General features: G+C 58.9%; 19 protein-coding genes and 2 tRNA genes. 14 read left to right on the forward strand and 7 right to left on the reverse strand.

Annotation, left to right across the window (positions count from 1 at the left end; translation table 11 throughout):
• Positions 1 to 2: 2 nt before the first annotated feature.
• Positions 3 to 887: a carbohydrate ABC transporter permease gene (locus PH547_RS00415; protein ID WP_104822909.1), complete on the reverse strand. Its 885-nt coding sequence runs from the start codon at positions 885 to 887 to the stop codon at positions 3 to 5.
• Between the two features lie 197 nt (positions 888 to 1084).
• Positions 1085 to 2437 carry an extracellular solute-binding protein gene (locus PH547_RS00420; protein ID WP_285167097.1) on the reverse strand — a complete coding sequence of 451 codons (1353 nt, stop codon included), beginning with the start codon at positions 2435 to 2437 and terminating at the stop codon, positions 1085 to 1087.
• A gap of 463 nt (positions 2438 to 2900) precedes the next feature.
• On the opposite strand from PH547_RS00420, the gene PH547_RS00425 reads away from it, so the two are divergent.
• A complete protein-coding gene (locus tag PH547_RS00425) occupies positions 2901 to 3458 on the forward strand; it encodes a sugar O-acetyltransferase (protein WP_104822911.1) in 558 nt (185 codons plus the stop codon).
• 10 nt (positions 3459 to 3468) lie between these two features.
• On the opposite strand, the gene PH547_RS00430 is transcribed toward PH547_RS00425, so the two are convergent.
• Positions 3469 to 3783, reverse strand: coding sequence for a hypothetical protein (locus PH547_RS00430; RefSeq protein WP_104822912.1), 315 nt, complete (start codon positions 3781 to 3783; stop codon positions 3469 to 3471).
• Between PH547_RS00430 and PH547_RS00435 the strand changes: the two genes are divergently transcribed.
• From PH547_RS00435 to PH547_RS00450, 4 genes are all read left to right on the forward strand, one after another.
• The gene (locus PH547_RS00435) at positions 3697 to 3921 is read left to right on the forward strand and encodes a hypothetical protein (protein WP_285167506.1); all 225 of its coding nucleotides are present in this window, start codon (positions 3697 to 3699) and stop codon (positions 3919 to 3921) included. The two genes, PH547_RS00430 and PH547_RS00435, sit on opposite strands and share 87 nt — an antisense overlap.
• Positions 3901 to 3975 (forward strand) — tRNA-Asn (locus tag PH547_RS00440). Before PH547_RS00435 ends, PH547_RS00440 begins: the two co-directional genes overlap by 21 nt.
• A 336-nt stretch (positions 3976 to 4311) precedes the next feature.
• Positions 4312 to 4500 (forward strand): hypothetical protein, encoded by a 189-nt coding sequence (locus PH547_RS00445; RefSeq protein WP_104822913.1) that lies wholly within the window; start codon positions 4312 to 4314, stop codon positions 4498 to 4500.
• A 178-nt stretch (positions 4501 to 4678) separates the two neighbouring features.
• Entirely contained in the window at positions 4679 to 4861 is a 183-nt protein-coding gene (locus PH547_RS00450; protein WP_104822914.1) for a hypothetical protein, read from the forward strand.
• A 178-nt stretch (positions 4862 to 5039) separates the two neighbouring features.
• Here PH547_RS00450 and PH547_RS00455 read toward each other — a convergent pair whose 3' ends face one another.
• Together PH547_RS00455 and PH547_RS00460 are read right to left on the reverse strand one after the other, a co-directional pair.
• The gene (locus PH547_RS00455; RefSeq protein ID WP_104822915.1) at positions 5040 to 5357 is read right to left on the reverse strand and encodes a hypothetical protein; all 318 of its coding nucleotides are present in this window, start codon (positions 5355 to 5357) and stop codon (positions 5040 to 5042) included.
• Between the two features lie 275 nt (positions 5358 to 5632).
• Positions 5633 to 6736, reverse strand: a complete 1104-nt coding sequence (locus PH547_RS00460; RefSeq protein WP_104822916.1) for a porin — start codon at positions 6734 to 6736, stop codon at positions 5633 to 5635.
• A gap of 394 nt (positions 6737 to 7130) precedes the next feature.
• Here PH547_RS00460 and PH547_RS00465 point away from each other — a divergent pair.
• From PH547_RS00465 to exoR, 6 genes are all read left to right on the forward strand, one after another.
• Positions 7131 to 7204: transfer RNA gene (locus tag PH547_RS00465), tRNA-Cys, on the forward strand.
• A gap of 263 nt (positions 7205 to 7467) precedes the next feature.
• Complete coding sequence (locus tag PH547_RS00470; RefSeq protein WP_199773543.1) at positions 7468 to 8139, forward strand: protein-L-isoaspartate O-methyltransferase family protein; 672 nt, start codon at positions 7468 to 7470, stop codon at positions 8137 to 8139.
• 242 nt (positions 8140 to 8381) lie between these two features.
• The gene (locus PH547_RS00475; RefSeq protein WP_104825080.1) at positions 8382 to 9311 is read left to right on the forward strand and encodes a DUF2497 domain-containing protein; all 930 of its coding nucleotides are present in this window, start codon (positions 8382 to 8384) and stop codon (positions 9309 to 9311) included.
• A 121-nt stretch (positions 9312 to 9432) separates the two neighbouring features.
• Positions 9433 to 12276 (forward strand): valine--tRNA ligase, encoded by a 2844-nt coding sequence (locus PH547_RS00480; protein ID WP_104822917.1) that lies wholly within the window; start codon positions 9433 to 9435, stop codon positions 12274 to 12276.
• A gap of 411 nt (positions 12277 to 12687) precedes the next feature.
• Complete coding sequence (locus tag PH547_RS00485) at positions 12688 to 13941, forward strand: OmpP1/FadL family transporter (RefSeq protein WP_104822918.1); 1254 nt, start codon at positions 12688 to 12690, stop codon at positions 13939 to 13941.
• A gap of 706 nt (positions 13942 to 14647) precedes the next feature.
• A complete protein-coding gene (gene exoR / locus PH547_RS00490; RefSeq protein WP_104822919.1) occupies positions 14648 to 15451 on the forward strand; it encodes an exopolysaccharide production regulator ExoR in 804 nt (267 codons plus the stop codon).
• 9 nt (positions 15452 to 15460) lie between these two features.
• Here the strand turns inward: exoR and xth are convergent, their stop codons facing one another.
• Positions 15461 to 16252, reverse strand: a complete 792-nt coding sequence (gene xth / locus PH547_RS00495) for an exodeoxyribonuclease III (protein ID WP_104822920.1) — start codon at positions 16250 to 16252, stop codon at positions 15461 to 15463.
• Positions 16253 to 16382: 130 nt separating this feature from the next.
• Positions 16383 to 16715 carry an iron-sulfur cluster insertion protein ErpA gene (gene erpA / locus PH547_RS00500; RefSeq protein WP_104822921.1) on the reverse strand — a complete coding sequence of 111 codons (333 nt, stop codon included), beginning with the start codon at positions 16713 to 16715 and terminating at the stop codon, positions 16383 to 16385.
• 315 nt (positions 16716 to 17030) lie between these two features.
• Here erpA and PH547_RS00505 point away from each other — a divergent pair, with 315 nt between their 5' ends.
• From PH547_RS00505 to PH547_RS00515, 3 genes are all read left to right on the forward strand, one after another.
• Positions 17031 to 18248 carry a deoxyguanosinetriphosphate triphosphohydrolase gene (locus PH547_RS00505; RefSeq protein WP_104822922.1) on the forward strand — a complete coding sequence of 406 codons (1218 nt, stop codon included), beginning with the start codon at positions 17031 to 17033 and terminating at the stop codon, positions 18246 to 18248.
• 54 nt (positions 18249 to 18302) lie between these two features.
• The gene (argS, locus tag PH547_RS00510; protein ID WP_285167101.1) at positions 18303 to 20063 is read left to right on the forward strand and encodes an arginine--tRNA ligase; all 1761 of its coding nucleotides are present in this window, start codon (positions 18303 to 18305) and stop codon (positions 20061 to 20063) included.
• Positions 20064 to 20125: 62 nt separating this feature from the next.
• Positions 20126 to 22990 carry an SPOR domain-containing protein gene (locus tag PH547_RS00515; protein WP_285167102.1) on the forward strand — a complete coding sequence of 955 codons (2865 nt, stop codon included), beginning with the start codon at positions 20126 to 20128 and terminating at the stop codon, positions 22988 to 22990.
• Positions 22991 to 23045: the final 55 nt, after the last annotated feature.

Raw genomic sequence — 23045 nt, forward strand, 5'->3', positions numbered from 1 at the left:
CCTCAACGGTAATGCACGCGCCGCTCGATGAAGCGGAATTGGAAGATGGTGAGCACGATGATCAGCAGCATCAGGATGATGCTCTGCGCCGCCGCGCCGGAATAGTCGAGACCTCTGAAGCCGTCGAAGACGATTTTGTAGACCATGAGGTTCGTGGAATTGTGCGGGCCGCCGGATGTCATGATGTCGACGATGCCGTAGGAGTCCTGGAAACTTTCGGTGATGTTGATCACCAGCAGGAAGAAGATCGTCGGCGTGATCATGGGGAACTGAATGTCCCAGAAGCGCCGGATCACGCCCGAGCCGTCCATTGCCGCTGCTTCGATCAATGAGCGCGGAATGGCCTGGAAGGCGGCAAGGAAGAAGATGAAGCTGTAGCCGGTATATTTCCACGAGAAGGCGGCAATGATGGAGGCCATGGCGGCAGTGCCGTCGAGGCCCGGGTCCCAAAAGCCCGGCCAATAATGGTTGACAACGGACATGAAGCCGGCTTCGGGCGCCAAGATGAAGCGAAAGGCCATCGCCGAAGCGGGAGCCGCGATGCCATAGGGCCAGATAAGTACGACGCGGTAGAATTTCGAACCTTTGAGCTGCCGGTCCGTGAGAGCGGCCAGTATCAGCGCGACCCCCATGGAAATGCTGGTGCTGATCGCCGCGAAGATGATGCTGATCGTCACCGAATTCCAGTAATCGGCATTGGCGAGAATGGATTTGAAGTTGTCGAGTCCGACCCAGATATTGCCGCCGCCCCAGGGTTGCTGCAGCGTCAGCGACCAGAAGATCGCCTGGCCGGCGGGCCAATAGAAGAAGGTGAAGATGAGGAGGAGTTGCGGCACTGCGAACAGGATGCCGACGCTCCACTTGCTGAAAGTCGTACGCTTTTCCATTGCTTCTTCCGGCTTGGACCCCCGAGCGCCGTGCGGTCGTCTGAACGCACACAGGACGCTCTACCGTTTGAATCGAGAATACCTCGTCCGTTTCAGATGATTCCAACTGAAAGCGGGATATTCTAATGCCATTCGCGGTCATAACGAACGTCCGCCGGGAAAGCCCGGCGGACGTCGTCTATTCACGGGCGAACTGCTTACGGCAGTTGCTTGCCCTTGTAGGTGGCTTCGAAGCGATCGAGAACAGCATTGCCGTTCTTGACGAGGTTGTCGATGCCTTCCTGGACGCTGACCTTGTTGGCGAAGATGGCCTGCATCTGGTTGCCGAATTCAGCACGGATCTGCGTGAAGTTGCCGAGGCGGACGCCGCGGGTGATCGGGGTTGGCTCGGAAGCGGTCAAGCTGGCGATGGCGACTTCGCGGCCCTTATAGGGAGCCTTGTCGTAGAAGCCGGAGGACTTCATGAAGTCGAAGCCAGACTTCTTGACCGGGATGTAGCCGGTGTTGGTGGACCAGAACAGAGCGGTTTCGGGCTTGCCGATGAAGTCGAGGAACGCTGCAGCGCCCTTGTATTCGTCAGACGACTTGCCGGAGAGAACCCAGAGCGAAGCGCCGCCGACGAGCGAATTCTTGCGCTCAGTACCGGCGTAAACCGGAAGCTCGGCAACATCCCAGTTCATGCCGGCCTTCTGCGTCTTGCCGACCGTGCCATGGTCGCCGACCGAGGTCATGATCATCTGGCAATCGCCCGCTGCAAAGGCCTGGACCATATCCTGGCCGAGATCCTTCGACTTGATCTTGATGAGGCCGGCGTCGTACCAGCTCTTGAGGTCGGTGACGTACTTGACGAACTTTGTCTTGTTGACGGTCAGGCGGGCGTCGAGGCCGTCATAGCCGTTGTTCTGGGTAGCGACCGGCTCGTTGTGGATGGCCGAGAACTGTTCCATCAACTGCCAGCTCTCGTTGCCGGAGATGTTGATGGCCATCGGGCAATCATAGCCAGCGCCCTTCAGCGCCTTCACGTCGTCGGCGGCTTCTTCCCAGGTCTTCGGAGCGGCGGTCTTGCCGATCTTTGCGAAGGCGTCCTTGTTCCAGTAGAGCAGGGCGGTCGAAGAGTTGAACGGGAAGGAAAGCAGCTCGCCCTTCGAGGTGGCGTAGTAGCGAGCGATGCCGGGGAAATAGTCGTCCCACTTAACCTTGTAGCCGTTTTCCGACATCAGCTTGCCGACCGGATAATAGGCGCCGGAAAGCATCATGGTTGCGGTGCCGACGTCATAAACCTGCACGATGGCCGGCTGCTTGCCAGCACGGAAGGCGGCAATGGTGTTTTGCAGAGCGGCGTCGTAGTTGCCCTGGCCGGTGCAGACGACCTGATAATCGGTCTGCGAATTGTTGAAGTTCGTGCACAGGGTCTGAACAACACGCTCCAGGTCGCCGGACAGGCCGAACCAGAAATCGAACTTGATCGGAGCAGCAGCAGCCGGCAGGGCCAGCGCTAAGCTCATGACGCCGGCGGCAGCCGCCGAAATGCAGTTATAAAATTTGGACATATCCCTATTTCCTTTTGAAAGCGCGGAACCGGTGGGCCTTGCGCAAGTTCGCGGCAGTGGCGTTATAGACAAGCTGTGTGACAGTTTGTTGTGGGCGGAAACCTCTCGTCCGCCGGCAGTTTTGCGCCTTTGCGAACGCTTTTAAAGGGCTATCGCGGATTAATCCTTTAGGAGGGGAAGACGGCGTCTTATGTATCGCATAAGGTGCATCTAATATTTTGATATGGAGAGGAGTCGCGCATGGGTCGCAGATCCCCGCGCCTCATCAGAATGGAACGATATATAATGAGGGAGCTGCTTCTGATCATGGCGGCGCTCACCTTAATGGCGCTCGGCCCTTTGACGCTGCTGATTGCAGGATATTGAGGGGCGCAGACTGAGCCGTGAGCTCCCCTTGCCGCCCGCCTGGATCGTGTGCATGATCACCCCGATATGGTGACGGAGGCGTCGGGGGAGCGGATCAATGGGCAGAAGCGAGCGACAGAAGATGGCGGCGGGAGAATGGTATCGCTGCCTCGATCCGGAACTTGATGCCCTGCGCGCACTTGCCCGGGAGGCTGTGCATCAGCATAACACCATGCCGCCGGGTGAGCGCGGCGGTATTGGTCCCGCGCTGTCCATGCTGTTTGCCGATGTGGGCGAGGGCGTGTTCATCGAAGCGCCGTTTCATTGCTCCTATGGCATGAACATCTCGCTCGGCCCGCGCGTCTATTTCAATGCCGGATGCACTATTCTCGATAACGCCCCGGTGCGCATCGGCGGCGGCAGTATGCTGGGGCCGGGTGTTCACATATATTGTGCCGAGCACCACAAGGATCCGGTGCAGCGGCGCGCAGGGTTGGAAATCACGCGGCCGGTTGAGATCGGCCGGGATGTCTGGATCGGCGGCGGCGCCATCATCCTCGGCGGGGTAACCATCGGCGATGGAGCGATCGTCGGAGCAGGCGCCGTCGTTACCAAGGATGTCGCGGCAGGTACGACCGTGATAGGCAATCCTGCGAGGGCTTTGCACGCCAAATAGGCGACGGACATCAATCCGTCGGGCGCCGCCGTTTTGTCCACCACACGGCAAGGCGTCGTCGCCACCGCCTTACGAGCGGCAGATCATGTGACAACAGGATGAAGCCAAGCGGCAGCATCCAAAAGCCGAGGATGGGTAGGAAGCCGAGAAGGCCGCCGAGGATCAACGCAAGGCCGATGCCAAGCCGGGCAAGCCTCGATTGCGGAAGCGGAATACGAATTGAGCCAAGGACGAGCTCATGTGTGGTATGATCTATTCCGAAACGCCGCGCCTTTCCGTTGCCGTTGCGATCGGTCTTTTCTTTGGTTCTGGCTTGATCGGTCATCCACAGGAAATGGTAAGGCGACGAAATAATACAAGGGAAATGGATTTTTTTGAAAAAACCGCTTGGCAAATCGGGAAAGCATTTGTATTACCCCGCTCACACCGCGCCAAGCGGTATTCCCTGGTAGCTCAGCGGTAGAGCATTCGACTGTTAATCGACAGGTCGCCGGTTCGAATCCGGCCCGGGGAGCCAGTTTATTCAGCTTAGTAGCTGACTTTATTGTAGGAGCCGGTTCTTGATTGAACCGGCTCCTAATTTTATTCTAATGGTTCTTTCGCTAAGCGATTGTTTTTCCTCGAAAGATTAAGTGCTTCCTCGTCATCAGCTTCCGCGCTGCCCCGAGACGGGCGGAGCGAGGTCCGGCCTGGTTTAGCTGAATCGCTATCGAGCTAGGCGTATTAGCCGAGCGCTCGGACGGTTGTCCTACTCCGATTTACCTATTGCAGAATTTTGCAGCCGCGCCATATTCTAGTTCATGGACCATTTCGATCGCTGACCGCGGAGGTACCGGCAGTGTCGAACTGGAGCATGAAAGGCCGGCGCGAGGCATCGCTCGGCCTTTCTGTTTTAATGGAGCGCGGCCTTTCCGCTCGGGTCGCCCAATCTGTCGCCAAACCGCTCGATCACGAGCGTAGCGAAGCCATGAAGCAGGCGACGGAACAGGATCATCGATCAGAAGAAATCATGCGGCGCGTGGCCGGTGATAGCCTGGGCTGAAACGGGCTGTCGCGGCTTTCTCTTCGCGCCCAGCGTGGCGTTCTCACGCACTCTTCCCGCAGGTTCGGCTGCTCTCGAAAATGTGAGGATACATTCATGTAGCGTTAATCTGAACGGGCGCAAAAACGTCGTGCGCCTATCGCGCAGCATATTCCCCCAAATGCTTTAGAGGTTCGAAATGAAAAACCTGATTCTTGCTTCCGCCGTTGCCCTAGCTTCCTTCGTCGGCATCAGCACGCAGTCTGAGGCGGCCACGATCGTGCATGTCGACGATCATCATCACCATCATTGCGTTGTGAAGACCGTACGGCACCATGTTCATGGCCATTGGGTTGTCCGCAAGGAACGCGTCTGCCGTTGATCCTGTCGCTGCTTCGAACTGCCGGCCGTTAGCGCCAGAAAAATAGGCCCGGCCGTTGCCGCATATATCGTCGGCAACGGCCGGAATGTTTTTGGGATATGGGCACAAGCATCCGCTCTTTGCGGCAATCGCATCCGCCGCTTTGACGCGTAACGAATTCGGCACTTGTCGCTATGGATTACCGGAATTCGAAGTAGATGCCTCCGTGGTGCCGGTGATGGTAGCGGCGATATCGCCAGTCATCATCATCATAGTAACGGCGGCGATCCCAGCGGCTATCGCGCCAGTAGCGGTGGTGGTAGTGGCGATCACGCCAATATCGCCCATCGTACCAATCCTGGTTTCGTCGGGATCCGCGCTCCTGAACCAGAATGACGCTGGAAAGGCTAGGCGAGGGCGAGCTTGTCAACGGCATTGCCGTTGCCGGAACCGCGGCGGCCAGCACTGTTCCCATAGCAAGTGAGGCTGCCAGGGCTATCGAAGCGAAGTGTCTCAAAGCATCGACTCCTTGTTTGGACCAACGTCCCTTCAGGACTTAACGCTGCGATGGCCGCAAAGTTCCCCTTTAAGTTACCTGAGTGTCAATTGCAACGTGTGGTATAGTGGTGGCAATAAGAATGCCGCCTGCCGAAAGTAGTGTCTTCCGCTGTCCCGGTGGGGGATCAGGTGGGGCCGAGGTTATATATTCGGGAGGCGATCGGCATAGAAAAGGGGCCTAGCAGGGAAAGCTAGGCCCCTCTCTTCTCTGATCGGAGGTCAATTCAGATCAGGTCAGAAGTTGCGCTCGAAGCGGAGGATGCCGGAGACGGTATCGTCCTTGGCATAATCATAGTGAACGTAAGTCACTTCCGGCTCGATCAGCAGATCCTTGACCGGATTGAACTTGAGGTTCGAGGTCGCTTCGAAGATCTTCGAGTCAGTGTAGGCAAGCTGCACGTTCCACTTCAGCTTGTCGTTGATCGGAACGCCAACGCCACCCCAAACAGCCCAATCACCCCAACCGCATTTGGATTCGTTCACAGTGCCGTTCGGCGCCGTGCAAGCGGAGATATCCTGGTTGGTACCGGCATACTTGTTGAGCTTGTCGCCGTCGGTGTTCCAGCCGCCCATCAAGAAAGCCGAAAATGCACCGAAGTCCGCATCGACGCGGGCCTTGACAGCACCTTCTTCGACGATCGAGTCATAACCGCCGACAACCTTGAAGGACCATGCACCGGCTTTGTAACCAGCACCGGCCACGACGTCCGGCGCGTAGTGATCGGCCTTGTCATCCGTCCACCAGCTTGCGCCGTAAGAAGCGCCCGAGCCGCTGGAATTGGAATCTTCGAGCGAGATGACCGCCGTGAAGCCGTTGCCGGCGTCATAGTTGTAGGTCAACTGGTTCAGTTCGTACGGACCGTCATAGATCACATCGTCGTTGATGACGTCGCCGGCGTAACCGATGTAGAGGTTGTAGGCCGAGTCCTTCTTACCGACGGTGAAGCCACCGAGGCTGATGTAGGACCACAGCAGGTTGGTGCTGGTGGAGTTGCCGTCGTTCCAGTCCCAGCGAACGATGGTTTCTGTCTTCAATGGACCGTATTCGGTGTCGGTCGCGGTATCGACGTTCAGCTCGGCGCGGGTGTGCCAGAGCGTGCCCTGGTGGCTGTCACGGTTGTAAGCGTTGTACCACTCACCTTCCGTACGAACCTTGCCGCCAACCTTGAGGCAGGTTTCGGTGCCCGGAATGAAGAAGTAGCCTGCACCGTATGCGTCGCAGATGCGAACGTATTCGAGGGGCTCCGGCTCGGCGGCGACAATGGCGTCGGCCGCGTGAGCGCCGGATGCTGCTGCAAGCGCGGCAGCGGAGCCGAGAAGAAGGCTCTTGATGTTCATAATAACTCCAATCTTTTCCTGATTGGGCATGAGATATCGCGCCGAAAAGACGACGTGCCCAACCCCATCCCGTTCATGTTCCCTATCAGTAGGTGCGAAGTAATAAGCCTCGCGAACTATTTCCTGAACCCGTCTCAATGATTTGACAAGATACTAAGACTGACGAACTATTCGCACGCTACTCGAAAAAGAATCTTGTTGCAAAAATGACGCAATCCGCCAATTGGCGGCCTTCGGAGGTTTAGTTGGTGCTTAATAAATCGTTAAGCTTTGCCGCGCCTTGCCGAGTTCATAGGCTGGAAATCAAGTTATTTGATCATCAGCCGCGATAGGTCTTGCGCTCCAATAAGATTCGTTCTAAACGCCCGCCATCACTCGCCTTTACAAATCGGATGGCCTCGTGGCGGAGTGGTTACGCAGAGGACTGCAAATCCTTGAATCCCGGTTCGATTCCGGGCGAGGCCTCCATCCTTCTCCTATCTCATCTCTAATTGGTTGATTTCGGCCCGCCTTTTGGAAGATGTGGCAGTTTGTTCCTGCTTTAGCGTCCATTGGCTTCGGGTTGAGGCATCGATTTGACTGGCACAATAGGGAACGCCTGTTGTTGCGCCGCGACGCCATGCCATGAATCTCTGCGCCCGACGCTGCGATGCCTTGAAAGCGTAGCCGCACGCGATTAAGACACGCTGAGCATACAGCAACCCCGGCTTTGCCTTTGGGCGCGAGAGGATATGATGGATTTCGAAGCAGCACGCGTGAAAATGGTCGAGAACCAGATCCGCACGACGGATGTCACCTCCCATTCCGTGTTGAACGCGTTTTTGACGGTACCGCGCGAGAATTTCGTGCCGGAGAAGTCGAAGCTCCTGGCCTACATCGACAATGACATTGAGGTCAGCCCCGCAGCTTCCGGCAAGCCGGCGCGTTTCCTGATGGAAGCCTCGCCGCTGGCAAAGCTGCTGCAGCTCGGTGAAATCACCAAGGAAGACAAGGTTATCGATGTCGGCTGCGGCACGGGTTACGTCTCGGCACTCCTGTCGATCCTTGCAGGCACCGTTGTCGCACTTGAATCCGATGAGGCGCTGGCTGCAGAAGCCAAGGCCAATCTCGCCGCGCTCGGTCAGGCAAACGTGACCGTCGTTACCGGCGAGTTGGAAAAGGGCCATGCCGGCAGCGGTCCCTATGACGTGATTTTCGTCGATGGTTCGGTCGAAGAAGTGCCGCAGGTGCTTCTTGACCAGCTTGGCGAAGGTGGCCGGTTGATCGTCGTCCTCGGCTATGGCCACGCCGCGCGCGCCACCGTCTTCATACGCGAGCGTGGCGCCCTTTCCGAAAACGTCTTCTTCAACGCTTCGGTCAAACCGCTGCCGGGCTTTGCCAAGGCCAAGGCATTCGTATTCTGACCGCTTAAGCGGTTGAACCATCCTTTTGAGACGGGCGCTTCGGGCGCCCGTTTTTCGTTGGGCATTTGGAGAGAGAAGTCCACAATATCAGGTGATTCGCAGCCACCGTAACAAAACTGTGCATCAGGTGGCTTAGTGCTATCGCGGTGATTTTTTTCCCAAGGGTAGTATTCTACGCTGGCGCTGATTCGGGCGCTGCTTTGGCGGGAATCCGGTCGTTGTCTGGGAAAACGGGGATGAATATGGCTCAGCCAAGTGTAGTGCGTGAACCGTCCATGGAAGAGATTCTGGCGTCGATCCGCCGGATCATCGAGAACAACGAGCCCGGCGCCGGCAAATCCATTTCGCCGTCTCTGCCTGCTGTTTATACCCTTGCCGATGATGAGCAGGATGACGATATCCACCTGACGGTCGATGATCAATTTGCTGCTGCCGAAATGGATGACGTGCCGTCGGCCGCAGCCGCTGTCCCCGAGCCGCGTTTTGTCGCCGCCAATTCGCAGATTCCGATGCGCGAGCCGGAAGCGCCCGCCCGCACCATGTCGCTCGCCGATGTCGCCGCGCGCGTTCGTGCCGCTTCCGAGCGCAATGCCGCACAACTGAATTCGGCGCGCGAAACGCCGCAACCGCGCGAATTGCCGCCGGCCATGGCCGCGCGTCTTGCCGAGCCGCGTGTCGATCCGGTCGCCGACGTGCCCTTGCGTAGCGCGATCGCCGAAGCGCCTGCACCGGCAGTGACCTCGCCGGTCGTGGCCCCGCCCGCCGCTGCCCTTCTCGCCGAAGCTGTGGTTGCACCAGCCAAGATCGAACCACAGCCTGAGTCGATCGAAGAGCGCAAGGCTGCTGCCATTGCTCCTACTGCGGCCGCTTCAGTTGAGATGCCGGTTTTCAATCAGCCGCCATCTACGACAGCCGCGGATCGCTACCTGCCGCAAGTGCAGGCTGAGCTTACATCCTCGTTGATGTCGGAAGCGGCCGGTGCGCAGGTTGCCCGTTCCTTCGGCGAGCTCGCGGCTGCCATCGACGGCAGCGAGCGCCGGTCGCTTGACGAAATCGCCCAGGAGATGCTGCGGCCGATGCTGCAGGAATGGCTGGACGATAATCTGCCGACTCTGGTCGAGCGTCTCGTGCGCGAGGAAATCGAACGAGTGGCCCGCGGCCCGCGTCGCTGACAGCCTGAGCCCCGGGTAGACGATCCGCCGCTCCGGCTTCCGGGGCGGCTTTTTTATTGACTTGCCCGCGACCATCCTATTTACAACCCGCATCACCGAACCCTCCAGATCCGGTCCCCAAATGCTCGACAAGACCTATGATTCCGCCGCCGTCGAACCGAAGATCGCCCAGAAATGGGATGAGGCCGACGCCTTTCGCGCTGGTGCGAACGCCAAGCCCGGCGCGGAAAGCTTCACCATCGTCATCCCGCCGCCGAATGTCACCGGTTCGCTGCACATGGGCCATGCGCTGAACAACACGCTGCAGGACATTATGGTGCGGTTCGAGCGCATGCGCGGCAAGGATGTGCTCTGGCAGCCGGGCATGGACCATGCCGGCATTGCCACGCAGATGGTTGTCGAACGCCAGTTGATGGAGAGGCAGCAGCCCGGCCGCCGCGACATGGGTCGTGACGCCTTCATCGAAAAAGTCTGGGAATGGAAGGCGGAATCGGGCGGCCTGATCTTCAACCAGTTGAAGCGCCTGGGCGCTTCCTGCGATTGGTCGCGCGAACGCTTCACAATGGACGAGGGCCTGTCCAAGGCTGTTCTCGAAGTCTTCGTCACGCTCTACAAGGAAGGACTGATCTATCGCGACAAGCGGCTGGTCAACTGGGATCCAAAAATGCTGACGGCGATTTCGGATATCGAAGTCGAGCAGCATGAGGTCAACGGCCATCTCTGGCATCTGCGCTATCCGCTCGAAGAAGGCGTCACCTATCAACATCCGATCGCTTTCGATGAAAGTGGCAAGCCGACGGAATGGGAAACGCGCGACTATCTCGTTGTCGCCACCACCCGCCCGGAGACCATGCTCGGCGATACCGGCGTCGCCGTTCATCCGAGTGACGAGCGCTACAAGGCGATCGTCGGCAAGCATGTTATCCTGCCGATCGTCGGCCGGCGCATTCCGATCGTTGCCGACGAATATCCGGATCCGACCGCGGGTACCGGCGCCGTCAAGATGACGCCGGCGCATGATTTTAACGACTTCGACGTCGGCCGGCGTCGCGGCCTGCGCGTCGTCAATATCCTGACAGCCGATGCCCATATCACCATCAAGGATAACGAGGATTTCCTCGAAGGTGTCGACAATCCGGCGGCGTTGCATGGCGCCTGGGATGAGCTTGAGGGTAAGGATCGTTTCGAAGCCCGCAAGATCATCGTCCGCATCTTCGAAGAGGCTGGTCTGCTCGATAAGATCGAGCCGCACAAGCATACCATCCCGCATGGTGACCGTGGTGGTGTGCCGATCGAACCGCGCTTGACCGAACAATGGTATGTCGATGCCAAGACGCTTGCCGAACCGGCAATCGCCTCCGTTCGCGAAGGCCGCACCAAGCTCGTTCCGAAGAGCTGGGACAAGACCTATTACGACTGGATGGAGAACATCCAGCCCTGGTGCATTTCCCGACAGCTCTGGTGGGGCCACCAGATCCCGGCATGGTATGGTCCGGACGGTCAGGTCTTCGTCGAGAAGACGGAAGAAGAGGCGCTGCAGGCCGCCATCCAGCATTATCTTTCGCATGAAGGGCCGATGAAGGCCTATGTCGAGGACTTGCTGGAAAACTTCAGGCCGGGCGAAATCCTGACGCGTGACGAAGACGTGCTCGATACCTGGTTCTCCTCGGCGCTCTGGCCGTTCTCGACGCTCGGCTGGCCGGATGAGACGCCGGAACTGGAGCGCTACTATCCGACCAATGTGCTGGTCACCGGCTTCGACATCATCTTCTTCTGGGTTGCCCGCATGATGATGATGGGCCTGCATTTCATGCAGGACGAAAACGGCGAGCCCGTCGAGCCTTTCCACACGGTCTATGTTCACGCCCTAGTGCGCGATAAGAACGGGCAGAAGATGTCGAAGTCCAAGGGCAACGTCATCGATCCGCTCGAACTGATCGACCAGTACGGCGCCGATTCCCTGCGCTTTACGCTGGCGATCATGGCGGCGCAGGGTCGCGACGTGAAGCTCGATCCGGCCCGCATCGCCGGCTACCGTAATTTCGGCACCAAGCTTTGGAACGCTACGCGCTTTGCCGAGATGAACGGCGCGAAGAGTGATCCGCATTTTGTCCCGGAAGCAGCCGAACTCACTGTCAACCGCTGGATCCTGACGGAGCTTGCCCGCACTGAGCGTGATGTTACCGAAGCGTTGGAGGCCTATCGTTTCAATGATGCCGCCGGCTCGCTCTATCGCTTCATCTGGAACCAGTTCTGCGACTGGTATCTCGAACTCTTGAAGCCCGTGTTCAGCGGTGACGACGAGAACGCCAAGGCGGAGGCGCAATCCTGCGCCGCCTACGTTCTGGAAGAGACCTATAAGCTGCTGCATCCCTTCATGCCCTTCATGACCGAAGAGCTGTGGGCGCATACGGCAGGCGAGGGCAGGGAACGCCATGGCCTGATCTGCCATGCGGACTGGCCGGCGCCCTCCTATGCCGACGATGTCGCTGCCGATGAGATCAACTGGTTGATCGATCTCGTCTCAGGTTTGCGCTCCGTACGCTCGGAAATGAACGTGCCGCCGGCCGCCACCGCGCCGCTGGTGCTCGTCGGCGCCAACAGCCTGACGCGCGAACGCCTGTTCCGCCATGACGCGGCGATCAAGCGGCTGGCGCGTGTCGAGAAGATTTCGCTCTCCGACACCGCGCCGAAGGGTGCGGCGCAGATCATCGTCGGCGAAGCGACAGCCTGCCTGCCGCTCGGTAACCTCATCGACCTCGCTGCCGAAAAGGCGCGTCTCGAAAAGGGGATCGCCAAAAACGAACAGGAAATGGCCCGCATCGTCGGCAAGCTCTCGAACGAGAAGTTCGTCGCCAATGCTAACCCGGATGTCGTCGCCGCCGAGCGCGAGCGCTTGGGCGAACTCGAAGGCCAACTTTCGAGCCTCAAGGTTGCGCTTGACCGGGTCAGCGAAGCCGGCTGAAGAAGCTGTAACAATCTGAATGTAAGGGTACGCAGCGAAGGCAGCGTGCCCTTTTTCTTTGCGCGGCTGATTCGATGGCAAGCGTCAGAAAAATGTGTCGCTTTTCAAGACGCTCCAGCTTCGCACAGGCAAGAAAGGTTACCCCTAAATTGGTAGGGTTTATTGAAAAGCCGGACTGTTGTCAGATTGTAACAGAATTGTTGCAGTGTGGAATGAAAATCTAACCGGGGCCCATTATAGAGATTAGAGAAGCAAAAAATGCCTAAACTTGGCTATGATTGGGCGTGCAGATCACTTTCTTACGTAAGTCAATCAATATCTCACAACATTGTGGATTGCCGGCGCCGCATTGCCAATTCGGGTGATCGTCGCAACAATCGGATTAATGAATACGAAATCGGGGGAGACACAATGGCATTTCGTATTGCGCTGAGGGGCGCATTTGCATTCATTATCGGCTCGTCATTCGCCAGCGCCGCTTTTGCGGGCGGGCTTGATCGCGCCGGCTACGATATTGACTTACTTTTCGATAAGGGACGTTACGTTTTCGAGTCCGGCGTGACCTATGTGATGCCCGACCGTAAGCTGAAGAATGCAAAGGACATCGATCCGACCGATGGCAACCTCAATGGCCGTCCGCATTCGGTCGATGCCGGCGAGAATTTTGCGGTGCCTTATATCGGCTTCAAGATCGGCATTACCGATGACATCGACTGCATGGCCGATTACTCCGAGCCGTTCGGCGCACACACCAATCCGGGTCTGAACTGGGCCGGCGCCAACAATGAAATCGAGACCAAGGTGCGTACGCACAATTATGCGGCGACCTGCTCTTACAAGTTCGATGCGGGTCCGGGTCAGCTACGCCTGATCGGCGGCGGTTTCTATCAGGAAGTCAGCGGCTACAAGTCCCGTCTGGTCTCCGTCGTTCCCGCTCCGTTTTCCGCCGTCTATGACGGTGTCGGCTCGCTGGATGTCGACGGTCATGGCTGGGGCTGGCGCGCCGGTCTTGCCTATGAGATCCCCGAATATGCCCTCCGTACCAGCCTCGTTTACAACAGCCGGGTCAAATACGATAACCTCAAGGGCACCGTCGATCTGACGGAACTGCCGCCGGTCCGCGCGTTCTTCGGCAAAGCCACGTCCGTCTTCGGTTCGGCCGATGCACCGGACTCCTTGGAATGGAAGGTGCAGAGCGGCATCGCGCCGGACTGGCTGGCCTTCGGTTCGGTCAAGTGGACCAACTGGAGCGTTCTGCAGAGCATCGCGCTTTGCCCGACCTCCACGCGTGGCATATCCTGCCATACGGGCGGCGCGACCGAGCTCACCTCGCTCGATCTGCTTTACCAGGATGGCTGGACGGTCACCGGCGGCATTGGTCATAAGTTCAATGACCAATGGAGCGGCGCGCTCAGCTTGAGCTGGGATCGCGGCACAAGCCAGGGTTATGGCTTGAGCTCGGATACTTGGACGCTCGGTGCTGGTCTTTCCTACAAGCCGACCGAACATGTCGAGTTCACCTTCGCCGGCGCGCTGGGCCTGCTGACCAGCGGCAAATCCGGCACCATCACCTCCAACGGCATCACCTACGGCAATGACGCGACCTACAGCTACGGCAATGATCTCGTCGCGGCATTGTCGACGTCGATGAAGGTTAGATTCTAAGCATAAATCATTGAACTGAAGCAGCTTTCGAGGTCTCGTCCTCGCCGCTTCAAGCGATTCCCGCGCCGCGAGCCCTTTTTGGTCTCGCGGCGTTTTAATTCCAAGTTTGGCGCCAAGCCGTTTTCAGATCCGACCGGCAAAACCGTCTCACCTAGCGTTTCGTGGTTAACGAAACCTCAAGATCGGCAAACTCTTTGTGACGAATCAGCAACACTTTATTTCAACAGATTACGGGCGTGTATCCGGCGCCCAATTTGTCCATTTCCCGCCACAAATGGGGAGCAGCGATTATACGGGCACAGGGGAAGGCCTTAGTAGAAAGTGCGTAAACGGTTGATGGGTCAGTTTACACTTCGGAAAAAAGAGCAATTCGGGATCGGAACGGTGACGTTCACGACGCAGCCGGAAACGCATTATTTCCCGAAGGAATCATACACCCGTTCGATCGTAAATCTCTCTCTTTGGACAGCGAAGCGGCGGGCTGTTTCAAGGGCGACATGTGACCGCGTCAGCGTGGATGCTCGTTTGGACATAATTTCAGACTACGCTCGGAAATGTGGCGAACGGCGTTGGGCTGGTGTCCTGCAGACCTCCTCAAAAGGGGATCTCGCTGGTTTGCGCGCCGGTAGGGAATACATTCGCAGGCCTTACGGTGCAGATGGGATCACCGCAGCGGATGCGAATGGAGCGAAAGAAATCGACTGTTATGTTTAAGTCCGAGTTCATATCAGCGAGAATGATGATGCTCAGCCTGTCGCTTGCCACCTCTGTGGCACTCGCAGGCCAGGCCCTGGCATTCGATATCAATGCGGGTGTCACAAAGGAATCGGGGCCCTTCGATCTCTTCAAATTCGGCTTCCGGGCCTACAAGAATGGCCAGAAGGAAGAGGCGGTCGAAGCCTATCGTTACGCCGCCGAGAAGGGGCACACTGGCTCGCGTTGGGCGCTGGCCAATATGTATGCCGACGGCGATGGCGTGACCCAGGACGATTTCGAAGCCTTCAAGATCTATAGCGAGATCGCCCAGCAGGGTGTAGAGCCCGGCTCCGAAGATACCGGCTTCTTCATCAACGCACTGCTTGCGCTCGCCAATTACTACAAGACCGGCATTGCAAACAGCCCGGTCAAGGTCGACCTCAATCAGGCGCGCCAGCTCTATTTCCAGGTCGCATCGACCTTCGGCGTTCCCGAGGCGCAGTTTCAGCTCGCGCAGATGATGCTGGCAGGTGAGGGCGGCTCGGCCAATGTGCAGCAGGCCAAGAAGTGGCTGAACCAGGCCCGTAAGAGCGGCCATCCCGGCGCAATGTCCGTCTTTGGCAATATTCTCTTCCAGGAAGGCCAGTCAGTGCGCGGCCTCGCCTTCATGACGGCGGCGCTCGAAAAGTGCAAGCCGAAGGATTGTCCATGGATGCAAGACCTGCAGGAGCAGGCCTTCTCGATAGCCAGCGAAGACGACCGTCGCGTCGCCGTTTCCATGGCGCATCAACTGGACGTCGCCGGCGCCGAATAATCCCCGATCTCAGCCTTGAAAATCGAAATGCGCAATGACGGGAACGTGGTCCGACGGCTTTTCCCAGGCACGCACGTGCTTTTCGATTGCAGCCGACGTCAGGCGATCGGCCGCTTCCGGCGAAAGCATTAGGTGATCGATGCGAATGCCGTTGTTCTTCGGCCAGGCGCCCGCCTGGTAATCCCAGAAGGAATAAAGCTTGGTCGCGTCCGTCGTGGCGCGCACCGCATCGGTGAAGCCGAGATGCTCGAGCTGGCGGAAAGCCTGGCGGGTTTGCGGCAGGAACAGCGCATCGTTTTCCCAGACTTTCGGATCGAAACAATCATGCGGTTCCGGGATGACGTTGTAGTCGCCGGCGAGGATGATCGGCTCCTCAAGCTCCAGCCGACCGACGGCGAATTTCCGCAGGCGTTCCATCCACGCGAGCTTGTAGGGATATTTTTCCGTATCGATGGGATTGCCGTTCGGTAGATACAGGCAGCAGACACGAAGCGCGCCATGCCCCGGCACAGAGAACACCGCTTCGATGAAGCGGGACTGCTCATCGGCGTCATCGCCAGGCAGGCCGCGCGTCACTTCGTCGGGCTTCATCTTGGACAGGATCGCCACGCCGTTGAAACCCTTCTGCCCATGCGTCTCGGCGTGATAGCCCAGCGCTTCAATCTCAAAGCGCGGAAAGCCTTCGTCGACCGTCTTGATCTCCTGCAGGCAAACGATATCGGGATCGGAGTCCTTCAGCCACTGGCACAGGTTCTCGATACGCGCCTTGACGCCGTTGATGTTCCAGGTGGCGATCTTCATGAAGGGACGGCTCCTCTGCTTCGGTTTTTCTTTTATCCGCAGCAAACGACCTTGGCCACCCGTCCAAATGAAAACCGGCCGTAAGCAACAGCTTCCGACCGGCAATCAATCTGTGGAAAAATCAGCAGAGTCAGATCGAAAAACTCGTGCCGCAGCCGCAGCTTGCGACCGCATTCGGATTCTTGATCTGAAAGGACTGACCGAGCAGATTATCGACGAAATCGATCTCGGAGCCGGCCATATAGACCAGCGACAATTGGTCGATCAGTACCGTAGCGTTGCCCTTTTCGACAACGATATCATCTTCTTGCGGTCCGTCGGCAAGATCGAATTTGTAGGAGAAGCCGGAGCAGCCGCCGCCTTCGACGGCGACGCGAAGCGCTCGCTTGCCGGTTTCGGCGCTGACGATGGCGGCGATTCGCTTTGCCGCTGCATCCGATAGGGTTACACTCGTCTCAGTCATGCCTTCCTCCTGCCGGGGTCAAGATCCGGAGAGAACCAATGAGCCGTCCGCCTTTCAAACGGCTGATATCCATAGCCTTTATCATGAAAGTGCGGCCGTTGACAGCTATGGTTTCATGGTTGAGCCATGTGCCATTTTGCTGTTTTTCTTTGGTATAGGTATGAAGGCCGTGAAGCGGCGTCAATGGGCCAGAGCATCCCGCGTTTGAATGGCATCATCAAAATGCGGAGAAGATGCTCTGGATTGGAAGGAATGGGGCGACTTTCACGCGTTCAATCGAAAGCGCGGGCGCTCTAACGCCGGAATGGATGGATAATGACGATCGACAGGCATGCATTGGGTTTCGGTTATGGTGAGCGGGCTATCTATGCGACCGATCCCCGGGAATCGCGTGGACGGCTTTATGAAGAGGGATCGAGCCCGACGCGCTCCGATTTCCAACGCGACCGCGATCGCATCGTGCATACCACCGCTTTCCGACGGCTGAAGCACAAGACGCAGGTTTTTATCGCGCAGGATGGCGATCACTATCGTACGCGCCTGACGCACACGATCGAGGTGGCGCAGATCGCCCGCGCCTTGGCGCGCGCCCTGAAGCTCGACGAGGATCTTGCCGAAGGCGTGGCGCTCGTCCACGATTTCGGCCACACCCCCTTCGGCCACACCGGTGAAGACGCGCTGCATGAGGTGCTGCTGCCCTATGGCGGCTTCGATCACAACGCGCAATCGCTGCGCATTGTGACGAAGCTCGAGCGGCGTTATGCCGAATTCGATGGTTTGAATCTCACCTGGGAAACGTTGGAGGGGCTGGTCAAGCACAACGGTCCGCTGCTGACATCAGATGGCAAGGGCACGCGCGGCCCCGTGCCGCAGCCGATCCTCGACTATTGCGAAATCCACGATCTGGAGATTGCGACCTTTGCGAGCCTTGAGGCGCAGGTGGCGGCAATCGCTGACGACATCGCTTACAATACCCATGACATCGATGACGGCCTGCGCTCCGGCTATCTGAATTTCGAGATGCTGGAGGAGATTCCATTTCTTTCGGCGCTGATGGCCGAGGTGAGGGCGCTTTATCCGCATCTGGAGCCGAGTCGCTTCACGCATGAGATCATGCGCCGGCAGATCACCCGCATGGTGGAGGATGTGATCTCCGTTGCGCAAAAAGCGCTGGGCGAGATCAGGCCGAGCAACGTTGCCGATATCCGCGCTGCTGGCCGCATCATCGCCACCTTCTCTCCGGAAATGGCCGAGACGGACAAGCAGATCAAGCAGATGCTCTTCAAACGTATCTACCGCCATCCGGATATTATGCGCATCCGCGCCGGCGCAGCACAGATCGTCACCGATCTGTTCCGCGCCTATATGGACAATCCCCAGGAGATGCAGAGCCATTATTGGGTCGACCATATCGCCGGCCTCGCCGTTGCCGCCAAGGCTCGCCATGTCGGCGACTATCTAGCGGGGATGACCGATACCTACGCCATCAGCGCCCACAGGCGTTTGTTTGACCAGACTCCCGATTTGCGATAGGCAGCGGCGGCGTCGGGCCGACAGGGCCCGCCCAAGCTATGCGTGGACACTATGATGAACCTTTTCACCGATTTCGAAGTCAGAATTAAGAGCGCTCTTGAACAAATTGATATTGTGAAGGAAAAGCGATCCGAACTCGACTTTGGACGCATCGGCGTGGAGCCGCCGCGAGATCCCAGCCACGGCGATGTCGCCACCAATGCGGCCATGGTGCTGTCGAAGCCGCTCGGCACCAATCCCCGCGCGCTCGCTGAGATCATCATCGGCAAGCTGAAGGAAGATGCCGATGTTGCCGAGGTTTCGGTGGCTGGCCCCGGCTTCATCAATATTCGCCTTTCGGTTGGCTATTGGCAGCGCCTGCTGGCGACGATGATCTCCGAAGGCCAAAAATTCGGACGCTCGACCCTTGGTGCAGGCCAGAAAGTCAACGTCGAATATGTCTCCGCCAATCCGACGGGGCCGATGCATGTCGGCCATTGCCGCGGCGCCGTCGTCGGCGATGCACTGGCGAATCTGCTCGGTTTTGCCGGCTATGACGTTACCAAGGAATATTACATCAACGACGCCGGCTCGCAGATCGATGTGCTGGCGCGGTCGGTCTTCCTCCGTTACCGCGAGGCGCTTGGCGAGCAGGTCGGCGACATCCCGGCCGGTCTCTATCCCGGCGACTATCTCGTTCCGGTCGGTGAGGCACTGGCGAAGGAATTCGGCACCAAGCTGCGTGGCATGCCGGAAGATCAATGGCTGCCGATTATCAAGGAACGCGCCATCGACGCGATGATGGCGATGATCCGTGCCGATCTGGAAGCGTTGAACGTCCATCATGACGTCTTCTTCTCCGAGCGGACGCTGCATGCCAATGGTGCCGCCCTGATCCGTACCGCGATCAACGACCTGACCTTCAAGGGATACGTCTACAAGGGCGCGCTGCCGCCGCCGAAGGGACAGTTGCCGGAAGATTGGGAAGATCGTGAGCAGACCCTGTTCCGTTCGACGGAAGTGGGTGACGACATCGACCGTCCGCTGATCAAGTCGGATGGCTCCTATACCTATTTCGCCGCCGACGTCGCCTACTTCAAGAACAAGTTCGACCGCGGCTTCAACGAGATGATCTATATTCTCGGCGCCGACCATGGCGGCTACGTCAAGCGGCTGGAAGCCGTGGCGCGTGGTGTTTCGGACGGTCAGGCGAAACTGACGGTGCTGCTGTGCCAGCTCGTCAAGTTGTTCCGTAATGGCGAGCCGGTGAAGATGTCGAAGCGCTCTGGCGACTTCGTCACGCTGCGCGACGTGGTCGAAGAAGTCGGCCGCGATTCTGTACGCTTCATGATGCTGTACCGGAAGAATTCCGAACCTCTGGACTTCGACTTCGCCAAGGTGACCGAGCAGTCCAAGGACAATCCTGTCTTCTACGTGCAATACGCGCATGCGCGCTGCATGTCGGTTTTCCGGCAGGCCAAGGAAGCCTTCCCCGATCTCGATATTGCCTCGCTCGATCTGGCAAAAGCCGTCAGCGGCGCGATCTCCGATCCGACCGAATTACAGCTCATCGCAAAGATTGCGGAATTCCCGCGAATCATTGAGGCTGCAGCCCAGTCGCAGGAGCCTCACCGCATCGCTTTTTATCTTTACGATCTGGCAAGTTCCTTCCATGGACATTGGAATAAAGGTAAAGATTTACCTGAATTACGATTTGTTAACGATAAGAACCGAGAATTAAGCATTGCCAGACTTGGGCTGGTGCACGCTGTCGCGTCGGTTTTGAAGTCAGGTCTTGGTATAACCGGGACCGCAGCGCCGGATGAAATGCGATAAACGTCACCATTTACCCACATTGCGCTGGCATTTATCTGTAGCGTTTGCGAGTGGATTGGGTGATGGCAGAAAAACAGTTGGCGTATCGCGCAAGCGGAAACGACGAGTTCTTTGCGGATGATGATCCGCTTGCCGAACTCGCCCGCATCGTCGGTTTCGAGCCGCGGCCTGCCGCCCAGGCGGCGCCCGCTGCCCAGCGGCAAGAGCCGGCCTTCGATCTCGAAGATGAGCTCTTGCGGGAGTTCGAGCGTTATGATGCGCCTCGTTTGAGTCCTGCTGATGACATTCCGGTCTCGCCGGAAGATCAGCCTTTTGCCGGCGAAGCCCAGCTCTCGCATCCGGTCGAGCCGGTGCGCAGCGAACCTCAGTTTGCCGAGTTGCCGCAGCCCGTGGCTCCGGCCAAGCCAACCGTCGGCGCACGCGATCTGATCGACGAACTGGAAATGTCGATCGCGCCGGCCTTGCAGCCAGCTCCTGCTCCGCAACCCGTTCCGGCGCCACAGGCAGTAGCTCCGGCTCCGAAGCCTGCGCCGCTGCCGCAGTCCGCTGCCGCCACCGTGCGGCTGCCGCTTGCTAATTTCACCGTTGCGGCTCCGACGCAAGCAAAGCCTGTGGCTCAAGCTCCGGTCGCGCCGGTAGTTCAGGCGCAGCCGCCTATCGAAACGGCGCTCGATTTCGATCTGCCGATGATGCAGGACACGCCTCAGCCACCGCCTGTCGTGGCTCAACCGGATGCGTCGGTCGCCAGGGCACCGGAGCCCGTCCAGATGGACGCCGCGGCTCTTTCCGCTGAAATCGACGATCTGCTGGCCGATGTCGACCGCTATCCGGTTCCCTCCAGAAGTGCCGCACCGGCGGCGAAGGTTGAGCCGAGTTTCGATATTTTCGGCTCGGAGCCCAAGGCACCGGCAGCGCCTGTTGACGCCCTCGTCGCTGTTGTGACTGCGCCCGTTGCTGCGGCTCCGCAGCGCGAAGAGCCGAAGCCGATCGCTCTGGAAGCCGAAGATCCCTTCGCCGGCCAGGACTTCGAGTTCGATCTCGCAGATATCGAGATGGAATTGGCTGAGCTCGATTTCGCCGAAACGAACAAGGCTGCTCCGATCCCGCAGCCTGCGTCCGCTCCGGTGGTCGCACCGCAGCCTGCTCCGATTGTCTCTCGGGCAACCCCGGTAGCGCCGCCTCCGGCTGCTCCCGTCGTCACTGTGGCAGCGATGACTGCCGCAGCTGCTGCGCCCAGCGTCATGCAGCCTCCGCGTCAGGAGCCGGCTCCGCAGCGCCCGGCTGAGCCCGTCGCTGTTGCTACAGCTCCGATGGCCCGCAAGGCTGCGCCTGTTCTTGATGCCGATCAGGCTCTGCCATTCGATCCGTCCGAAATCTCCGATACTGAAGATCGTGTCGAGAACTTCGAAGGCTCGCATGTTCCAAACCTGCCGCCGGTCGAGCCGGAAGAGCCGATCGTGGTGCCGCCGGAATATGATTTCGACATCGACTCGGAGATGGCGAGCCTGTTCGGTACGCCCGCCAAGGAAGCGGCCCCCGAGCCGATCAAGCCGGCTGCCGCAGCCGCCCTCGGCGGCGCCGCGATGGCCGCATCCTGGTCCAAGAATGCGGCAGCAAAGCCTGCTGCTGTGGCCAAACAGCCTGCAGAGGAATTCGACGAGTTCGAACGGGCGTTGGAAGAGGATTTCCGCCGCAGCTACCGTGAAGCGTCCAATCCGGTCGAGAACGTCGCCCGCATGACGCTGAACCCGGCCGCTGTGGCCGGCCGTCGTCCGGCGCGCTCGTTCCGTGGCATGGCGACCGCCGCTGCCGTCATCGCAGTTCTGGGTCTTGGCGCCTATGGTATCTACGGCTGGGTTCGTCACGGTTCGCCGATTTCGACCTTCTCCGGCGAGCCGCGCGTCATCACTGCCGATGCCGATCCGGTCAAGGTCGCTCCGGAAAATCCAGGCGGCACGGTTGTTCCCAATCAGGACAAGGCTGTCTACGACCGCGTGGCCGGCGACAGCACTGCGGCGCCGAAGCAGAAGGAACTGGTTTCCTCCAATGAGCAGCCGGTGGATGTCGTCCAGAAGACGCTGATCCCCGAATCTGTATCGCCTGACGACGGCAGCGACGATCAGGTCACTCCGACTCCGGTCGGCGAAACTGAGGATCCGCGGCTGTTGCCGAACCAGAACGGCAACAATGCCAATACGGCCGCCAACGATGATTCGCAGGTTCCGTCGGTATCGCCGCGCAAGGTGCGCACGATGATCGTCAAGCCAGATGGCTCGCTGGTTGCCCGCGAGGAGCCGGCTGTCGACAACACCACGACGGCCGCCTCTCCGGCTTCGACACCGAAGACGCCGGCTGCAAAACCGCCGGTCGGCAATCAAGTCGCCTCCGCCGATCTTCGCCCCTCGACGGCAGAGACGCAGGCCTCGCAACCGGCTGCGGACCAGGCCGACGACGGCGACTCAGCCAGCGCCGAAAGCACGCCGATCCGTGTCGTGAAGACGACTCCGGTTCCGACCTCGCGTCCGGCACAGCAGCCGGCCAAGGCCGCCCCCGCCGTCCCTGCCGCTGCCACAAATAACGCCGCCGCCGCGCACCCGGCTCCGGCTCAGCCGAAACCGCAACAGGTCGCGTCGGCGAGCCCGGCTGCGGCCCAGGCTGCTCCGGCCGCGTCGGCAAGTGCAAGCGGTGCTTACGGCGTTCAGATCGCTTCGCTGCCTTCCGAGGCGGAAGCGCAGAAGTCGCAGGCCAATCTGAAGGTCAAGTTCGCCAGCGTCATCGGTGGTCATCCGCTCGAAATTCGCAAGGCCGATATCGCTGGCAAGGGCACCTACTATCGCGTCCGCGTCGTCGCCGGCTCCAAGGATGAAGCTGCCGACATCTGCCAGCGTTACCGCGCCGCAGGCGGCACCTGCCTGATCTCTAAATAGGAGATCGAGGCCCCAAGATTGTTGAAAGCGGCGGGCCGAGGCTCGCCGTTTTCTT

This window comes from Rhizobium cerradonense, from assembly GCF_030182455.1.
Classification (GTDB): domain Bacteria; phylum Pseudomonadota; class Alphaproteobacteria; order Rhizobiales; family Rhizobiaceae; genus Rhizobium.

Excerpts from the sequence above, each read along its gene's own strand:
- PH547_RS00415 (WP_104822909.1), bottom strand. The coding sequence starts at position 887 with ATGGAAAAGCGTACGACTTTCAGCAAGTGGAGCGTCGGCATCCTGTTC.
- PH547_RS00420 (WP_285167097.1), bottom strand. The coding sequence starts at position 2,437 with ATGTCCAAATTTTATAACTGCATTTCGGCGGCTGCCGCCGGCGTCATG.
- PH547_RS00425 (WP_104822911.1), top strand. The coding sequence starts at position 2,901 with ATGGGCAGAAGCGAGCGACAGAAGATGGCGGCGGGAGAATGGTATCGC.
- PH547_RS00435 (WP_285167506.1), top strand. The coding sequence starts at position 3,697 with ATGTGTGGTATGATCTATTCCGAAACGCCGCGCCTTTCCGTTGCCGTT.
- PH547_RS00430 (WP_104822912.1), bottom strand. The coding sequence starts at position 3,783 with ATGACCGATCAAGCCAGAACCAAAGAAAAGACCGATCGCAACGGCAAC.
- PH547_RS00445 (WP_104822913.1), top strand. The coding sequence starts at position 4,312 with ATGAAAGGCCGGCGCGAGGCATCGCTCGGCCTTTCTGTTTTAATGGAG.
- PH547_RS00450 (WP_104822914.1), top strand. The coding sequence starts at position 4,679 with ATGAAAAACCTGATTCTTGCTTCCGCCGTTGCCCTAGCTTCCTTCGTC.
- PH547_RS00460 (WP_104822916.1), bottom strand. The coding sequence starts at position 6,736 with ATGAACATCAAGAGCCTTCTTCTCGGCTCCGCTGCCGCGCTTGCAGCA.
- PH547_RS00470 (WP_199773543.1), top strand. The coding sequence starts at position 7,468 with ATGATGGATTTCGAAGCAGCACGCGTGAAAATGGTCGAGAACCAGATC.
- PH547_RS00475 (WP_104825080.1), top strand. The coding sequence starts at position 8,382 with ATGGCTCAGCCAAGTGTAGTGCGTGAACCGTCCATGGAAGAGATTCTG.
- PH547_RS00480 (WP_104822917.1), top strand. The coding sequence starts at position 9,433 with ATGCTCGACAAGACCTATGATTCCGCCGCCGTCGAACCGAAGATCGCC.
- PH547_RS00485 (WP_104822918.1), top strand. The coding sequence starts at position 12,688 with ATGGCATTTCGTATTGCGCTGAGGGGCGCATTTGCATTCATTATCGGC.
- exoR (WP_104822919.1), top strand. The coding sequence starts at position 14,648 with ATGTTTAAGTCCGAGTTCATATCAGCGAGAATGATGATGCTCAGCCTG.
- xth (WP_104822920.1), bottom strand. The coding sequence starts at position 16,252 with ATGAAGATCGCCACCTGGAACATCAACGGCGTCAAGGCGCGTATCGAG.
- erpA (WP_104822921.1), bottom strand. The coding sequence starts at position 16,715 with ATGACTGAGACGAGTGTAACCCTATCGGATGCAGCGGCAAAGCGAATC.
- PH547_RS00505 (WP_104822922.1), top strand. The coding sequence starts at position 17,031 with ATGACGATCGACAGGCATGCATTGGGTTTCGGTTATGGTGAGCGGGCT.
- argS (WP_285167101.1), top strand. The coding sequence starts at position 18,303 with ATGAACCTTTTCACCGATTTCGAAGTCAGAATTAAGAGCGCTCTTGAA.
- PH547_RS00515 (WP_285167102.1), top strand. The coding sequence starts at position 20,126 with ATGGCAGAAAAACAGTTGGCGTATCGCGCAAGCGGAAACGACGAGTTC.